Origin of the sequence: Rhodococcus cercidiphylli, from assembly GCF_033042225.1 — a bacterium.
Classification (GTDB): Bacteria; Actinomycetota; Actinomycetes; order Mycobacteriales; family Mycobacteriaceae; genus Rhodococcoides.
The window spans coordinates 293,568-309,190 of sequence record NZ_JAWLKE010000005.1 but is presented as its reverse complement, the minus strand read 5'-3'; the positions used below and the strand labels follow the sequence as shown (position 1 = coordinate 309,190).

At 65.4% G+C, this 15,623-nt stretch carries 16 protein-coding genes; 12 read left to right on the top strand and 4 right to left on the bottom strand.

Going from position 1 to position 15,623, the window contains the following annotated elements; all coding sequences use genetic code 11:
- Nucleotides 1-48 precede the first annotated feature (48 nt).
- From recO to R3P95_RS14645, 4 genes are read left to right on the top strand one after another with little or no spacing between them, the layout of a single operon-like run.
- Entirely contained in the window at nt 49-882 is an 834-nt protein-coding gene (recO, locus tag R3P95_RS14660; RefSeq protein ID WP_068052329.1) for a DNA repair protein RecO, read from the top strand.
- Nucleotides 839-1,657: an isoprenyl transferase gene (locus tag R3P95_RS14655; RefSeq protein ID WP_068052326.1), complete on the top strand. Its 819-nt coding sequence runs from the start codon at nt 839-841 to the stop codon at nt 1,655-1,657. Before recO ends, R3P95_RS14655 begins: the two co-directional genes overlap by 44 nt.
- Nucleotides 1,650-2,069, top strand: a complete 420-nt coding sequence (locus R3P95_RS14650) for a hypothetical protein (protein WP_317548640.1) — start codon at nt 1,650-1,652, stop codon at nt 2,067-2,069. Before R3P95_RS14655 ends, R3P95_RS14650 begins: the two co-directional genes overlap by 8 nt.
- A 50-nt stretch (nt 2,070-2,119) precedes the next feature.
- Nucleotides 2,120-3,112 carry an iron-siderophore ABC transporter substrate-binding protein gene (locus R3P95_RS14645; protein WP_317548639.1) on the top strand — a complete coding sequence of 331 codons (993 nt, stop codon included), beginning with the start codon at nt 2,120-2,122 and terminating at the stop codon, nt 3,110-3,112.
- Nucleotides 3,113-3,118: 6 nt separating this feature from the next.
- On the opposite strand, the gene R3P95_RS14640 is transcribed toward R3P95_RS14645, so the two are convergent.
- A complete protein-coding gene (locus R3P95_RS14640; RefSeq protein WP_037193030.1) occupies nt 3,119-3,559 on the bottom strand; it encodes a Fur family transcriptional regulator in 441 nt (146 codons plus the stop codon).
- Nucleotides 3,556-4,017 (bottom strand): ArsR/SmtB family transcription factor, encoded by a 462-nt coding sequence (locus R3P95_RS14635; RefSeq protein ID WP_306437454.1) that lies wholly within the window; start codon nt 4,015-4,017, stop codon nt 3,556-3,558. Before R3P95_RS14635 ends, R3P95_RS14640 begins: the two co-directional genes overlap by 4 nt.
- Before the next feature lie 184 nt (nt 4,018-4,201).
- Here R3P95_RS14635 and R3P95_RS14630 point away from each other — a divergent pair, with 184 nt between their 5' ends.
- Nucleotides 4,202-5,587, top strand: coding sequence for a glycine--tRNA ligase (locus tag R3P95_RS14630; RefSeq protein ID WP_094640185.1), 1,386 nt, complete (start codon nt 4,202-4,204; stop codon nt 5,585-5,587).
- 69 nt (nt 5,588-5,656) lie between these two features.
- Here the strand turns inward: R3P95_RS14630 and R3P95_RS14625 are convergent, their stop codons facing one another.
- Nucleotides 5,657-7,690: a TPM domain-containing protein gene (locus R3P95_RS14625; protein ID WP_317548638.1), complete on the bottom strand. Its 2,034-nt coding sequence runs from the start codon at nt 7,688-7,690 to the stop codon at nt 5,657-5,659.
- Nucleotides 7,691-7,818: 128 nt separating this feature from the next.
- Between R3P95_RS14625 and R3P95_RS14620 the strand changes: the two genes are divergently transcribed.
- The 7 genes from R3P95_RS14620 to dnaG are packed head-to-tail and all read left to right on the top strand — an operon-like array spanning nt 7,819 to nt 15,342.
- Nucleotides 7,819-8,748: an ABC transporter ATP-binding protein gene (locus tag R3P95_RS14620; protein ID WP_317548637.1), complete on the top strand. Its 930-nt coding sequence runs from the start codon at nt 7,819-7,821 to the stop codon at nt 8,746-8,748.
- Complete coding sequence (locus R3P95_RS14615) at nt 8,745-9,548, top strand: ABC transporter permease (protein ID WP_317548636.1); 804 nt, start codon at nt 8,745-8,747, stop codon at nt 9,546-9,548. Before R3P95_RS14620 ends, R3P95_RS14615 begins: the two co-directional genes overlap by 4 nt.
- 46 nt (nt 9,549-9,594) lie before the next feature.
- Nucleotides 9,595-10,704 (top strand): sensor histidine kinase, encoded by a 1,110-nt coding sequence (locus tag R3P95_RS14610; protein ID WP_317548635.1) that lies wholly within the window; start codon nt 9,595-9,597, stop codon nt 10,702-10,704.
- Nucleotides 10,705-10,716: 12 nt separating this feature from the next.
- Entirely contained in the window at nt 10,717-11,325 is a 609-nt protein-coding gene (locus R3P95_RS14605; RefSeq protein WP_317548634.1) for a response regulator transcription factor, read from the top strand.
- Between the two features lie 55 nt (nt 11,326-11,380).
- On the top strand, nt 11,381-12,097 hold the full coding sequence (locus R3P95_RS14600) for a YdcF family protein (RefSeq protein WP_149406190.1): 717 nt from the start codon (nt 11,381-11,383) through the stop codon (nt 12,095-12,097).
- Nucleotides 12,098-13,372 (top strand): deoxyguanosinetriphosphate triphosphohydrolase, encoded by a 1,275-nt coding sequence (locus R3P95_RS14595; RefSeq protein ID WP_317548633.1) that lies wholly within the window; start codon nt 12,098-12,100, stop codon nt 13,370-13,372.
- Nucleotides 13,373-13,425: 53 nt separating this feature from the next.
- On the top strand, nt 13,426-15,342 hold the full coding sequence (dnaG, locus tag R3P95_RS14590; RefSeq protein ID WP_317548632.1) for a DNA primase: 1,917 nt from the start codon (nt 13,426-13,428) through the stop codon (nt 15,340-15,342).
- Here the strand turns inward: dnaG and R3P95_RS14585 are convergent.
- Nucleotides 15,339-15,584, bottom strand: a complete 246-nt coding sequence (locus tag R3P95_RS14585) for a hypothetical protein (RefSeq protein ID WP_068052299.1) — start codon at nt 15,582-15,584, stop codon at nt 15,339-15,341. The genes dnaG and R3P95_RS14585 overlap by 4 nt on opposite strands.
- Between the last annotated feature and the right edge of the window lie 39 nt (nt 15,585-15,623).

Below are 15,623 nucleotides of genomic sequence, written 5' to 3'. Positions count from 1 at the left end.
CAGCGCGGGAACGGTCACCGCCGCAGCCCGCGTGGGACACTGGATGACGTGAGGCCATACCGTGACAACGCAGTCGTCCTGCGCCAGCACAAGCTGGGTGAGGCCGATCGCATCGTCACGTTGTTGACCAGGGAGAACGGAATCGTGCGGGCCGTTGCCAAGGGGGTTCGCCGCACCAAATCCAAGTTCGGTGCGCGGCTGGAACCGTTTGCGCACATCGACGTTCTGCTCTATCCGGGGCGCAACCTCGACATCGTCACCCAGGTGCACACGGTCGACGCGTTCGGCGGAGACATCGTGGCCGACTACGGTCGCTACACCACCGGTTGCGCGGTCCTCGAAACTGCCGAACGGCTGGCAGGCGAGGAGCATGCACCCGCGCAGCGGCTGCATCAGTTGACCGTCGGTGCCCTGCGTGCCCTCGCGCAGCACGTCAGGCCTCCCGAACTGGTGCTCGACGCGTACCTGCTGCGCGCGATGGGTTTCGCCGGATGGGCTCCCGCACTGACCGACTGCGCGCGGTGCGCAGCGGTGGGCCCACATCGAGCGTTCCATGTCGCGGCCGGTGGAGCCGTGTGTGTGCATTGCCGACCGCCGGGATCGGCGACGCCGTCGACCGGGGTTCTCGATCTGATGGTTGCGCTCGAGCGCGGGGAATGGGACTACACCGTCACCACCTCCGATGCCGTCCGCAAGCAGGCCAGTGGACTGGTGGCTGCGCATCTGCAATGGCATCTGGAACGACAGCTGCGCACGCTTCCGCTCATCGAACGCTCGCACCCGCATCAGGTACCGCTGGCGCAACCTGACTCCGTGTTCGCCGACACCGTCGGGCAGGATGGGGACCGTGATTCGACGACGAGAGCAGGGGCCTCGGCCTGACGAACAGTCGACGGTGCGCCCTCCCGATCCGCATCCGTCGGGCGCTCGTCCGCCCATCCTGCAGCCGGAACTGATACCTCGCCACGTCGCACTGGTGATGGACGGCAACGGTCGGTGGGCACAGGATCGCGGTCTGCCGCGCACCGCAGGACACGAGCAGGGTGAAGCGGTGCTCATGGACACCGTCTGCGGGTGCATCGAGATCGGGGTGCAGTGGCTGTCCGCGTACGCCTTCTCGACGGAGAACTGGAAGCGCAGTCCCGACGAGGTCAAGTTCCTGATGGGCTTCAATCGTGACGTCATTCGTCGGCGGCGCGACGAGATGAACGAGATGGGCGTCCGGGTTCGCTGGGCCGGCCGTCGACCGAGGTTGTGGGGCAGTGTCATCAAGGAACTCGAAGTCGCCGAGGAGTTGACGAAGCACAACACCGTGATGACGCTGACGATGTGCGTCAACTACGGTGGCCGGGCCGAGATTGCCGATGCCACAAGGGAAATTGCTCGACAGGTGGCTGCGGGCAAGCTGAACCCCGAGAAGATCACCGAGGCCACCGTCGCCAAGTACCTCGACGAATCCGATATGCCCGACGTGGATCTGTTCCTGCGTCCGTCGGGGGAGCAGCGGACGTCGAACTTTCTGCTCTGGCAGTCGGCCTATGCGGAGTTCGTGTTCCAGAAGAAGCTCTTCCCGGATTTCGACCGACGGGATCTGTGGGAGGCGTGTATCGAATACGCCTCGCGGGACCGACGATTCGGTGGAGTCAAGTATGAGTGACAACGCGAACGGGACGCCGGACGAGGGGCTTTCGTTGCAGGCCCGTGCCCAGTTGGCGCTCTCGCAGTTCGCGACGGTCACACTCGGTGACGAGGGTTCTCTCGGTTTCGACTATGCGGGTGCTCTGTGCTCGCTGCGTGCCGTGCGACTCTCGCCCGAGCTCGAGGTGCTCTCGCTCACCGCGGTGTTGGCGTGGGACCGGCCGTTGAAGCCGGCTCTGCACAAGAAAGTCGCCGACCGCAATGCGGATTCGCAGTTCGGCGCGATCTCGGTCAATACTCACGACAAGCTCGCGGATGTGTTGCTGCGCTACACCTTTCCTGCGAACGGTCTGGACGACGAGGCGATGCTGACGATGCTCATCCTGGTGCTCGCCGGAGTCGAGAAGGCGCGCGAGGGTCTACTGCCCTGATCGGTCAGCTAAGGTTTGCCTGTACTTACTTCCCAGTAGAGGCGGATGCGATGACTGTGCGGTGGACCCGAATGCTCACGGCGGTGGTGGCGGTGATCGCCCTCGGTGTCGCCCTGACGGCTTGCTCGACTGCCGACACCGGCGACACGGCGACGCAATCGGCGGACGGGGTATTCCCGGTCGTCATCGATCACATCTACGGCAGCACGACCATCGCCGAGAAGCCCACGCGCATCGTCACGCTCGGGGTGTCCGACGCCGATGCCGTCATCGCGCTCGGCACAGTTCCCGTCGGCAACGCCGGGTACACGTTCTACGAAACCGGACTGGGTCCGTGGACCGACGAGTTGGTGGGGGACGCACCGTTGACGCTGCTGGGCTCCGAGTCCGAGCCGAACTTCGAGCTGATCGCCTCGCTGGCACCGGATCTGATCACCGGGCTCAACGCGGGCTTCGACGAGGCCACGTACGCCAGGCTCAGTGACATCGCCCCGACGGTCGCTCGACCGGCCGGATCGGCCGCGTACGCCGTCGATCGTGAGGTGGCCACCGACACGATCGCTCGCGCGATGGGTGAGCGCGAACGCGGCGAGGAGCTGAACGCGCAGACCACCGCTGCGCTCGAACAGGTGCGAGCCGCACATCCGGAGTTCGCGGGTAAGACTGCAGCCGTGGTGCTTCCGTACGACGGCCAATTCGGTGCATATCTGCCCGGTGATGCCCGCGGCACGTTCGTCACCTCGCTGGGCTTCGAGATTCCGGAACCGATTCTGGCCCAGGACGACGGCACCAACTTCTTTGTTCCGGTCTCGGCAGAGAACATCTCGCAGCTCGACGCCGACGTGGTTCTCTACCTCGGCACCAGCGAGGACATCGACGTCGTGGCCGAGAACCCGATCTTCGGAACGCTGACAGCCGCCCGAAACGATGCGATCGTTCCGTTGTCCATCGATCAGCGTGGAGCGATCACGTACAACTCGGTGCTGTCGATTCCGTTCGCTATCGACGCGGTGGTGCCTCGCGTGGCAGACGCCGTCGCCTGAGCGGATTCAGCGAGCGGCAGCGCTGCACTGACTGCAGGTGCCGAATATCTCGATCGTGTGGCTGACGTCGCTGAAACCGTTGGATTCGGCGACGCTCTGCGACCACTTCTCGACAGTGGGACCTTCCACCTCGACGGTGAAACCGCACGAGCGGCACACCAGGTGATGATGATGTCCCGAGGAGCAGCGCCGGTAGACGGACTCCCCGTTGTCGGTGCGCAGTACGTCGACCGTCCCGGCGTCCGCCAGGGTCTGAAGTGTGCGATACACCGTGGTGAGGCCGATACCCTCACCGCGCTTGCGTAATTCGTCGTGCAGATCCTGTGCGGACTTGAACTCTTCGATGGTGTCGAGCAGGTCCGAGATCGCGCTGCGCTGCTTGGTGGCTCGCACCCCGACGACGACGGGTCGTCTGGGGGTGGCGGTGTCGGTGGACTTGTCGGTCACAGGTTCCGGCCTTCCTCGGCGTGGGCCACGGCGTCGACGACGATGTGGGAGAGGTGATCGTCGACCAACCGGTACAGGACCTCGCGTCCGTTGCGTTCTCCGCGCACCACACCCGCTGCCTTCAGTACCCGAAGGTGCTGGCTGATCAACGGTTGCGTGACACCGAGGGCGACGACGAGTTCGTGGACGCACCGCTCGGACTCGCGCAGCTGCAGCACGATGGCGATGCGTACCGGGGCGGCCAGTGCCCGCAGGATGTCGCCCGCCGCAGCCAGAGTTTCCTTCGGCGGAATGTGAGCCGGGGGAGCGTCGGCGAACGGATCGCCGGAGTGCAACGGATGCTCGGGGTCTTGCCGGTGGGGCGAACTTGCTTCCACTGTCGAGTCCGTGGACACGGTTGCGGCTCCTTCGGCCGCCGGTTCGTTGCCGGCGGACTCTCCCTGCACGATCGACGTCATGGCACCAGGTTAGTGCAGTAGTTGTTATTGCAAATCGTATTCATTGTGATATGCACAAGTGCGCATGTCAACTTCCGCACCTGACCGCTGTTCGGATTCGACCGCCGAGCCAGATAGTCTGATCAGGGCGAAAACGCCCACGTCACCTCTTACACGATGTAACCGAAGATGGAGAGCTCCGCCAGTGGCACCCAAGTCCAAAGTCGAAACCGTCGCCAACCTCGCCAAGCGCAGAGGCCTCGTCTACCCGTGCGGCGAGATCTACGGCGGTACCAGGTCGGCCTGGGATTACGGTCCGTTGGGCGTCGAGCTCAAGGAGAACATCAAGAAGCAGTGGTGGCGCAACATGATCACCAGCCGTGACGACACCGTCGGGCTGGACTCCTCGGTGATCCTGCCGCGTGAGGTGTGGGAGGCGTCGGGCCACGTCGAGACGTTCTCCGACCCGCTGGTGGAGTCGCTGCACACGCACAAGCGGTACCGCGCCGACCACCTCATCGAGGCCTACGAGGAAAAGCACGGCCACCCGCCGGAGAACGGCCTCGCCGACATTCGCGATCCCGAAACCGGTGAGCCCGGCTCCTGGACCGAACCGCGTGCCTTCTCGGGCCTGCTCAAGACCTTCCTCGGCCCGGTCGACAACGAAGAGGGCCTGCACTACCTGCGTCCCGAGACCGCACAGGGCATCTTCGTCAACTTCGCCAACGTGCTGACCACCTCACGCAAGAAGCCGCCGTTCGGCATCGGCCAGATCGGCAAGAGCTTTCGTAACGAGATCACTCCCGGAAACTTCATCTTCCGCACCCGTGAGTTCGAGCAGATGGAGATGGAGTTCTTCGTCAAGCCCGGCGAGGACGACGAGTGGCATCAGTACTGGATCGACTACCGCATGAAGTGGTACACCGACCTCGGTATCGACCCGGAGAACCTGCGGCTCTACGAGCACGCCAAGGAAAAGCTGTCGCACTACTCCAAGCGCACCGTGGACATCGAGTACAAGTTCGGCTTCCAGGGCAGCGCGTGGGGTGAGCTCGAGGGCGTCGCGAACCGCACGGATTACGACCTCTCGGTGCATTCGAAGGCGTCGGGCCAGGATCTGAGCTACTACGAGCAGGCCACCGACACCCGCTACACCCCGTACGTCATCGAGCCTGCGGCCGGTCTGACGCGTTCGCTGATGGCGTTCCTCGTCGACGCGTACACCGAGGACGAGGCACCCAACGCCAAGGGTGGCGTCGACAAGCGCGTCGTGCTCAAGCTCGACCGTCGTCTGGCCCCGGTGAAGGTCGCGGTGCTCCCGCTCTCGCGTAACGCCGATCTGACGCCCAAGGCGAAAGATCTCGCGCAGCAACTGCGTCAGTACTGGAACGTCGAATTCGACGACGCCGGAGCAATCGGTCGCCGCTACCGTCGTCAGGACGAGATCGGCACCCCGTTCTGCATCACCGTCGACTTCGAGACTCTCGACGATCACGCCGTCACCATCCGCGAGCGCGACACCATGGCGCAGGAGCGTGTGGCACTCGATCAGGTCGAGGGCTACATCGCGTCTCGTCTGATCGGCGCGTAGGAACCTCACACACACGACAGGGCCCGATCTCGCGATGAGATCGGGCCCTGTCGTATGTCTGTCGAGAAACTAGAAGCGGCCGCCGCCACCGCCGAATCCGCCGCCACCACCGCCGCCGCCGAAGCCCCCGCCACCGCCGAATCCGCCACCGAATCCTCCGCCACCCCCACCACGCAGCACACTGTTGATCAGGATGCCGCCGAGGACTGCACCGGCGATGTTGCCGCCGCTACTGCCGCCGCGCGGACCGTGGCGATTCTCCCAGTTCTGCACGTCGGACTGGGCGATCTGCGATGCGCGCGAGGCCAATTGGCTCGCAGCGTGCGCGTGCTTGAGGGCCTCGTCCGGGTTCTCGGGTTCGAGCTGACGCGCCGCACCGAGGTGTCGTTCGGCCTCGGACAGGCGCGTTCTGGCGTCGGCACCCACTCCGCCGCGGCGCGTCGAGATGTAGTCCGCAGCGGCGGTGATCTGCGCCTGAGCGGCCGCGATGTCGCGATCCAGGCGGGCCCGAAGTTGGTCCTCGGCGGCCTTGTCCGCCGACGCCTCGTCGACGATCTTCTCGAGTTCGGCATCGGCTTCGGCGAGGGCGGTGTAGCTGCCGAGAGGGTCCGAGGACTGCGCCGTCTCCGCGTTCTTCAATGCCGTCTGTGCGGCTGTCATGGCTGCCTGCAGTTCGGCCCCGCCGTGTTCGGCCAATCCACGAGCCTGCTCGATGTCGCGTCTCACGTCCGCGATGGCGTCGGGCAGGGTTGCGATGGCATGCCTGATGTCATCACGGGCATGGTCGACGCCGTCGAGCAGGGTCTTGGCCTGGTCGACGGCTCGCTCGGCCGTGCGAATCGCGGTGACCGCCGGCCCCTGCTTGCCGGGCGGGAGTGCCGCCGCCGAGCGTCCGGCCTCGATGTTCTCCTCGGCCAGCGCCATCCGCTCCTTGGCCATCGTGACGTTGTCGGCAATCGAGTTCAGCGCCGATTCGGAGAAGTCCGAATGCAGCTGAGCAAGAACCGATTCGGACTGCGGAATTCTCACCGTCAAGCCGACGACCGCCTGGGTCAGTTCGTCGAGGTGGGCGTCGGCGTTCATCACGAGATCGCGGAACCCGTCGAATTCCTCCACCCGCGAATCGAGTTCGCGATCGGCCTGGCCACAGGAGGAGATGATCTCGACGAGCATCGCCCGTCGCTGCTCGGGAGTTTCCGGAATGGCGTCGTCGAGGCGTTGACGGATCTCGAAGGCGGTTGCGAGAGCCTTCTTGGCGTTGTCGTGAGCAGTGATGAACGGCGCGGCGGCGGAATCTCCGAATTCTCCACGGGCGAGGTTCAATTCCTCTTCGCTGGCGCGCACCGCGTTGTCGGTCTCGATCAGGATTTCCTTGGCCCGCGTGTCGAGGACGTCGATGGGGAAGGCGGCCAGTGCGGCCGGGTCGCTCGGATCGATCTTCGCCACGGCCTCGACCTCTGCGGCGACTCGGGCCTTCTTGCGGCGCGACGAGTAGACGACGGCTCCGCCGCCTGCCACGGCCAGTGCGCCGACGCCGATCAGCAGCGGTGCCGACGAGCCACCGCTGCCGCTCGAGGCGTACGCGTCGCCGAGTGCACCGGCGGCCGCAATGGCCGCACCGGACCAATCTTCTTCGCGCAGTGCAGGTTCGACATCGTCGACACGGATCGAATCTTGTTCGGAGGTGGTGATCTGAGACAGGCCGGTGTTCACAGCGAGGTAGTACGAACGGTCCACGGTGGCCACGGCGAGCAGAACGTCGCGCTGGCCGAGGTCACTTCTCTGGTACGTCTGCTCGGCCCAGTTCGCCGCCGACATGTTGTCGAAGTCCGCGACATAGGTGACCCACAACCGAACCTGGCTGCTGCCGTAGAGATCGTCGATCGAGGTCTGCACCTCGGCGAGTGCATCCGGGTCGAGTGCCTGGACGTTGTCGGTGATCTGTGTGGCCAGCCGCGACGGAGCCTCGGCGGATGCAACTCCCGGCGCGAGCAGGACCGCGGCGAAGAGGGTCAGAGCACCCACGGCGGCGAGACGACGAAATCGGTGGATTGCTTCTCGAACGACTGGGGCGCTGGTGTGCCGCCGGTGCTGGACTGCCATGGCCTGAAATCTACCGGCTGCGCGCCCGTGAGATCGAGCAGGTCGATTCGGATGCATGACAGTTGTCACCTCGCAATCGTGACGCCCGAACGAGGTCGGAGCCGCTCGGCCGCAGCAGAGTGATTCCCATGACCACAACGAAAGCAGTCGAACTGCGCAGCGTCACCAAGACCTACGGCTCGGTCCGGGCGGTCGACGGGCTGAGCCTGTCCATCGAACCGGGCGAGGTCGTCGCATTTCTCGGGCCGAACGGAGCGGGAAAGACGACCACCATCGACATGATGCTCGGCCTGGCGACACCCACAACAGGTTCGGTGTCGGTGTTCGGTGGAACTCCCGCCGACGCGATCGCCCAGGGGCGCATCTCGGCCGTCATGCAGACCGGCGGTCTGCTTCGCGATCTGACCGTCCGCGAAACCGTCGAGCTGACCTCGGCACTGTTCGCCCACACCCGGTCGGTGAAGGAGGTCCTGACCCGGGCCGGCATCGCCGATATCGGAGACCGTCGAGTGGCGAAATGCTCCGGCGGTCAGCAGCAAAGGCTTCGATTCGCGCTCGCTCTGCTGCCGGATCCGGATCTGCTGGTGCTGGACGAGCCGACCACCGGCATGGACGTCGAGGGGCGCCGCGACTTCTGGAACGCCATTCGCCAGGACGCCAGCACCGGCCGCACGGTGCTGTTCGCAACGCACTATCTGGACGAGGCCGACGCCTACGCGGACCGCATCGTGCTGGTGCGGCACGGCAAGATCGTCGCCGACGGCAGCGCCGCCGAGGTGAAGAACCTGGCCGCTGGGCGCACCGTCACCGCCACGCTGCCCGGCGTCGACCAGTCGGTGTTGCTGGCTATGCCGGGGGTGGACCGCGTCGACACACGTGGCGATCGGGTGATCGTGCACGGACGCGACTCCGACGCCGTGGCCCGGTACCTACTCAACGATGCACACGCGACCGATCTGGAAATCGTCTCGCGCAACCTCGAAGACGCATTCCTCGCCCTGACCACCGATTCCGAAAACGACACAGCCGCAAACGACCTCGCCGGGAGCATTCGATGACCACGACCGCACACTCCGCAGCCACCCGTACCTCTGCCAGAGCCGTTGCCTGGGGCGGGTTTTCGCCGACCTTCCTCGGACTCGAGATCCGCAGGCTCTTCCGGAACAAGCGAACTCTGATCTTCACGTTGGTGATGCCGCCGGTGTTCTTCGTCATCTTCGGCACGCAGTCCGACTACCGGACCAACTACCCGTTCGCGCACGGCAACGTCACCGGTTACATCGCCATCAGCATGGCCGTCTACGGCGCGATGCTCGCGACCACGAGCGGGGGAGCGATGGTGTCGGTCGAACGGGCGCAGGGGTGGAGTAGGCAGCTCCGCCTGACGCCGTTGAAGCCCGTGGCCTACATCATCACCAAGGTTCTGGTGGCCATGACGATGGGTGCCGCTGCGATCGTCGTGGTGTTCGTCGTCGCGAAATTCTTCGGGGCGGACATGCCGATCTGGGTGTGGATCAGCTGCGGAGTGATCGCGTGGCTCGGCTCTGCAGTGTTCGCCGCGTTCGGGCTGTTCATGGGCTACCTGCTGCCCTCGGAGAACGTCATGCAGATCCTCGGACCGGTGCTGGCTTTCCTGGCGTTGGCCGGCGGACTGTTCGTCCCGCTCGGTGACAGCGGCTGGTTTCCGATGCTGGCCCAGTTCACCCCGCTCTACGGCCTGGCGACCGTATCCCGGGCACCGTTCACCTCCGCCGATGCGGGCACTCTGATGATCGCCGTGGTGAACCTGGTGGTGTGGGCGACGGTGTTCGTCGCCGGAGCGGCGCTGCTGTTCCGGAAAGACACCAAGCGTGCGTGAGACCGAAACCGCTGATCATGTCGTCCACAGAGATACCGTGGGCGACATGACCACGTTCACCGCCGACCTTCCCGAGGGACGGATCTGGCGGTTCGGCTGGATGTTCGGTGCCATCTGGTTGGTGTACCTGATCTATCCGTTGAACGACATCCTCGCTCTGGAATACACGCCGGCGAAGGTTGCCGGGGTCATGACGATCGTTGCCTTCGGTGCCGTGTTCACGTCCACCTTCTGGCGTTTTCGTAACGGACACCGCCGAGGAAAGCCGCTGCCGGTCTCGCAGGCGTGGATCGCGCTCGGAGTCATGATCACGCTGACCGTGTTCATGAGTGTGTGGATCGGAACCACCGCATTCGGCGCGACCGTCTACATCGCAGTACTGGCCATGATGACCCTGCCGGTCAGGCAAGCGTGGGTGTTGGTGTTGGCGATGGTCGCGCTCGTCGAAGCGGTGCCACGCTTCATCTCGTCCTGGGAGCCCGACACCTTCTTCGCATTTCAGCTGCTGATCAGCGCGGCTGCGGCGTGGGGGATCACGCAGGTCTTCCAGCGCAATCACGAATTGGCCGTGGCCAGGCAGCAATTGGCCGACCTGGCCATCGTGGCCGAACGCGAGCGCATGAGCCGGGACGTGCATGACATCCTGGGCCACTCGCTGACCGTCATCACCGTCAAGAGCGAACTGGCGGGCAGGCTCATCGAGATCGACCCCGCCCGCGCGGCCGTCGAGATCGCCGAGTTGGAAACCCTTGCTCGGCAAGCGCTCGCCGATGTGCGCAGTACCGTCGGGGGCATGCGTCAGGTCGACGTCGGATCCGAGTTGGCCAGTGCACGAACGGCTTTGACCGCGGCGGGGATCGAAGCAGATCTGCCCTGCGACGCCGACGTGGTGCCGCTGCGGCATCGAGAACTCTTCGGCTGGGTGCTCCGCGAAGCGGTGACCAACGTGGTTCGACACTCGCGTGCACGGCAGTGCAGGGTGACGCTGACGGCGTCGAGCATCTCCATCGTCGACGACGGGGTGGGACCGGCAGACCAGCAGTCCGGCGGCAACGGTCTGCGCGGTCTCGGTGAACGGGTGACGGCAGCGGGTGGTTCACTGACGATCGCCCGGGTGCCGACCGGTGGGTTCAGGGTGGAGGTACACGGTGAATAGGACGCAGGCGCGATGACCATCAGGTTGTTGTTGGCCGACGATCAGGCCCTGGTGCGCGGCGCACTTGCGGCCCTGCTGGGGCTCGAACACGATCTCGAGGTCGTCGCCGAGGTGGGACGTGGAGACGAGGTTGCCGCCGCCGTTCTCGAACATCGACCCGACGTCGTCCTGCTCGACGTCGAGATGCCCGGCAAGAACGGTATCGAGGTCACCGCCGAACTGGCGCTCGTGGCCCCGCAGTCGAGGGTGCTGATCGTCACCACGTTCGGGCGACCCGGCTACCTGCGACGCGCCATCGATGCGGGTGCGTCGGGTTTCGTGGTCAAGGACACTCCCGCCAAGCAGCTGGCCGACGCCGTTCGGCGCGTACACATGGGGCTTCGCGTCGTCGATCCGACGCTGGCGACCGAAACCCTCACCGATGGCGTCTCTCCACTGACGGCCCGAGAGCAGGAGGTTCTCCGCGCGGCTGCCAGGGGCGGGACCGCTGGGTCCATCGCTGCTCAGGTCCACCTCTCCGAGGGCACGGTGCGCAATCATCTGTCGTCGGCGATCGGAAAGACCGGCACCAGTACCAGGGCCGAGGCGGTCCGGGTGGCCGAGGATCGAGGGTGGCTGTAGGTCGTTCGAGGCGCGCCGTGACGGTTCCGATGCCTGGGCCTGGCAAACTCGAGGAGTGAATTCAACTCTCGACCGAGATTCGTACGGCGATCCGTACGACGACCGGTATGCCCCGGACCCAGGTCCCGAGCGCCTCGGCTTCTTCGGAACGCTCGGACGCTGGACCGGTCGGCTGGTCGCGGGAGTGGTACTGATGTCGTTGGTGCTGGTCGCGGGAACAGCGGTGCGGGTATGGCAGGTGGCGCGCATCGACGACTACTCCAAGGCCGACGCCATCGTCGTACTCGGCGCTGCTCAGTACAGCGGCACACCCTCGACGGTGTTCGAGGCACGACTGTCCCAGGCCGCGTCGCTGTACGAGCAGGGAATCGCCCCCGAGATCGTCACGGTCGGTGGCAAGCAGGAGGGCGACCTGTTCACCGAGGCCGCGTCGGGCCGCAACTATCTGATCGATCAGGGTGTTCCTGCCGACGCCATCATCGCCGTCGAGACCGGCTCGGACACCCTCGAGAGCATCGAGGCGGTGAGCAACACACTGCGTGAGCAGGGCAGTTCGTCGGTGGTGTTGGTCAGCGATCCGTGGCATTCACTACGCACCCGAACCATGGCGCGCGACGCCGGTCTCGATGCCTGGACTTCGCCCACGCGCACCGGGCCCGCGGTCTACACCAGAGAATCCCAGGCACACGGAATCGCCAGGGAGACAGGCGCTCTGCTGTGGTATCAGCTGACCCACTTCACCGCGGACTTCTCCTACACGGCGGGCCAGTAGATGACCGGCACGTACTCGGCGCACGACGTCGAACGATTCGTCACCGAACCCCCGAAGACCGCAGGACTGCGGTCCGGGGCAGACAACGCCTCGCATCGAAGCGCGTTCGCACGTGATCGAGCGCGCGTGTTGCATTGCGCCGCGTTGCGCAGGCTCGCCGACAAGACTCAGGTCACCGGTCCTCGAGACGGAGACACCCCGCGCACACGATTGACGCACTCGCTCGAAGTCGCGCAGATCGGCCGCAGTATCGCCGAGGGGCTCGGCAGCGATCCGGATCTGGTGGACCTCGCCGGGCTGGCGCACGACATCGGCCACCCGCCGTACGGACACAACGGTGAACGCGCCCTCGACGAAGTGGCTCAGGATTGCGGTGGGTTCGAAGGCAACGCGCAGAACCTGCGCATTCTGACCGGGCTCGAGCCGAAGATCCTCGACTCCGACGGCCGCAGCGCAGGACTCAACCTGACCCGGGCGTCGCTCGATGCCGCTACCAAGTACCCATGGATCAGGCCCGCCCCCGGCGCGAAGTTCGGTGCCTACGACGACGACTCCGCCATCTTGGGCTGGGTACGTGACGGCGCTCCGGACAAGCACAAGTGCCTCGAAGCGCAGAGTATGGACTGGTCCGACGACGTGGCGTACTCGGTGCACGACGTCGAGGACGGTGTGATCGACGCCCGCATCGACCTACGGGCGCTGTCCGATCCGATCGAGCGACGCGCCCTCGCCGAACTCGGCGTCTCGGAATTCCGCGGACTCGATGTGGAGGAACTGATCGAGGCCGCAGATCGACTGTCCAGGATGCCCGTCGTGGTCGCGGTCGGACGCTACGACGGCACTCTCGCCGCATCCGTGGCGCTCAAGCACATGACCAGCGAACTGGTAGGCCGCTTCGCCACCGCCGCCATCGAGGGCACCCACGAGAAGTACGGCACTGCGCCGCTGAGCCGATACGACGCCGATCTGGTGGTGCCGTCGATCGTCGGCTCGGAAGTTGCACTGCTCAAGACGATGGCGTTGCGGTACGTGATGTCCGATGCCGGACACAAGATCCGTCAGGAGCGCCAACGCGACCGGATCCACCGCGTCGCCGAGTGGTTGATGCGCTCTGCTCCTGGCGAACTGGACCCCATTCTGGTGCCCGCGTGGCAGCGGGCCGACAGCGATGCGGAACGGACTCGTGTGGTCGTCGACCAGATCGCCTCGTACACCGAAAGTCGACTCGAACTGATCGACAAGCGGTCACTCGGAGCTCAGGCCAGCTGGGGCTGATCGCTCCGCCGACCGAATGTGGGTAGGTCCGGATCGGGACTAGACTGCCCTTCGTGGCCGGCCGAATTCCTGAACGCGACATCGCCGCCATTCGCGAACGCACACGGATCGAGGACATAGTCGGCGACTACGTCTCGCTCAAGCGCGCGGGCGGCGACTCCATGAAGGGGCTGTGCCCCTTCCACGACGAGAAATCCCCGTCGTTCCATGTTCGCCCCAATCACGGTCACTATCACTGCTTCGGCTGCGGCGAGGGCGGTGACGCCTACTCCTTCCTGCAGAAGATCGAGCACATCTCGTTCGTCGAGGCCGTCGAGCAACTGGCCGACCGCCTTAACTATTCGATCTCCTACGAGGGCGGAGGCCCGTCGGTTCAGCGCGACCGCGGCACCCGTGCGCGACTGATCGCCGCCAACGCAGCAGCGCAGGAGTTCTACGCGGGCAGGCTCAGTGGCCCCGACGCACAGGCCGCGCGGGATTACCTGACCGAACGCAACTTCGACGGGCACGCTGCCCTTGCCTACGGCTGTGGGTACGCACCCGACGGCTGGGACACCCTCACCAAACACCTGCTGGGCAAGGGGTTCGAGGCCAAGGAGATCGTCGACGCGGGGCTGGCGACACCCGGCAAGCGCGGAACGCCCATCGACCGCTTCCGGCGCCGGTTGGTGTGGCCCATTCGCAGCCAGAGCGGCGACGTCATCGGCTTCGGTGCGCGCAAGTTGTTCGACGACGACACGATGCCGGGCAAGTACATCAACACCCCGGAAACCATGCTGTACAAGAAGTCTCAGGTGTTGTTCGGCCTCGATCTGGCGCGCAAGGAAATCGCGAAGTCCCATCAAGCCGTCATCGTGGAGGGCTACACCGACGTGATGGCGATGCATCTGGCAGGGGTCAAGACTGCGGTGGCGTCGTGCGGAACCGCATTCGGCGAGGACCACCTGGCGATGCTGCGTCGACTGATGATGGACGACAGCTACTTTCGCGGGGAAGTGATCTACACCTTCGACGGCGACGAAGCCGGCCAGGCCGCCGCGATGAAGGCGTTCGAGGGTGATCAGAAGATCGCGGGTCAGACGTTCGTAGCCGTGGCCCCGGACGGAATGGACCCGTGCGACCTACGACTGAAGTCCGGCGACAACGCCGTTCGCGATCTGGTCGCCAGGCGTACCCCGATGTTCGCCTTCGTGGTCAAATCACTTCTGCGAGAACATGATCTGGATACGCCTGAGGGTCGCGTCGAGGCACTGAAGCGAACCGTCCCGGTGGTTGCCCGCATCAAGGACGCGTCGTTGCGGGACGAGTACGCCCGGCAGTTGGCCGGGTGGACCGGCTGGGACGACACCGCGATGGTGCTCGCCCGAGTGCGCGACGAGGCGAAGAAGGGTGCCAGGGGCGACACGAGCGGCAAACGTGTCCCGTTCGAGAAGCGTCAGGCCGCTCCGGCACCGGTCCCTACGGGTCCTCCGCGTCCCAATCCCACCGATCCGACACTGTGGCCGCAGCGAGAAGCGCTCAAGGCGGTGCTGCAGATGCCTGCCGTGGCAGGCACGGTGTTCGATTCACTGCCGCCGGAGAGCTTCCACCATCCGGCGTATTCGGCCGTCCGCGACGCGGTGGCCGCTGCCGGCGGCACCGCTGCAGGCCTGGGCGGAGGGGAGTGGGTCGACGCCGTGGCCAAACAGGCCAAGGACGCCGTTGTCGTGTCGTTGGTCACCGAGTTGGCCGTCGACCCGATGCGCGTGGCCGACGACGCCCTCACCCGCTACATCTCGGGCGTACTCGCACGGCTGCAGGAGGTGTGGGTCGGCCAACAAGTGGCCGAACTGAAATCGAAACTGCAGCGCATGTCACCGGTGGAGAAGCCCGACGACTACAACGCGTTGTTCGGCGACCTCATCGCCCTCGAACAGTACCGCCGCAGTCTGCTCGAGCTCGCCGTCGGAAGTGTGGCCGAGGTCGGTTAACGCCGCAGCTGATCGCGGGGAACGAAGACCTGGGTCTCGTCGTCGATCGGCTGCATCGGCTCGAGCCGCGGTTGCGTGTTCAGGGAATCGGACAGCTTCTGACGGCCGACCTCGATCGCCTTCTTGGTGGCGGGGCTCGACGCAACGGCGTTCGCAGTCTTGCGAATCTGCTCGTACCGGCCCCGTCCTGCCTTGGCGCCGAGCACATAAGCAGCTCCAGCCGCCAGTACCAAACGAATCATCAGTAGGTCCTTCCCTAGAGCGTGCGGCTGTTCTTCCAT

Excerpts from the sequence above, each read along its gene's own strand:
- R3P95_RS14605 (WP_317548634.1), top strand. The coding sequence starts at position 10,717 with ATGACCATCAGGTTGTTGTTGGCCGACGATCAGGCCCTGGTGCGCGGC.
- R3P95_RS14595 (WP_317548633.1), top strand. The coding sequence starts at position 12,098 with ATGACCGGCACGTACTCGGCGCACGACGTCGAACGATTCGTCACCGAA.
- R3P95_RS14615 (WP_317548636.1), top strand. The coding sequence starts at position 8,745 with ATGACCACGACCGCACACTCCGCAGCCACCCGTACCTCTGCCAGAGCC.
- R3P95_RS14625 (WP_317548638.1), bottom strand. The coding sequence starts at position 7,690 with ATGGCAGTCCAGCACCGGCGGCACACCAGCGCCCCAGTCGTTCGAGAA.
- R3P95_RS14655 (WP_068052326.1), top strand. The coding sequence starts at position 839 with ATGGGGACCGTGATTCGACGACGAGAGCAGGGGCCTCGGCCTGACGAA.
- R3P95_RS14620 (WP_317548637.1), top strand. The coding sequence starts at position 7,819 with ATGACCACAACGAAAGCAGTCGAACTGCGCAGCGTCACCAAGACCTAC.
- R3P95_RS14635 (WP_306437454.1), bottom strand. The coding sequence starts at position 4,017 with ATGACGTCGATCGTGCAGGGAGAGTCCGCCGGCAACGAACCGGCGGCC.
- R3P95_RS14650 (WP_317548640.1), top strand. The coding sequence starts at position 1,650 with ATGAGTGACAACGCGAACGGGACGCCGGACGAGGGGCTTTCGTTGCAG.
- R3P95_RS14585 (WP_068052299.1), bottom strand. The coding sequence starts at position 15,584 with ATGATTCGTTTGGTACTGGCGGCTGGAGCTGCTTATGTGCTCGGCGCC.
- R3P95_RS14610 (WP_317548635.1), top strand. The coding sequence starts at position 9,595 with ATGACCACGTTCACCGCCGACCTTCCCGAGGGACGGATCTGGCGGTTC.
- R3P95_RS14645 (WP_317548639.1), top strand. The coding sequence starts at position 2,120 with ATGACTGTGCGGTGGACCCGAATGCTCACGGCGGTGGTGGCGGTGATC.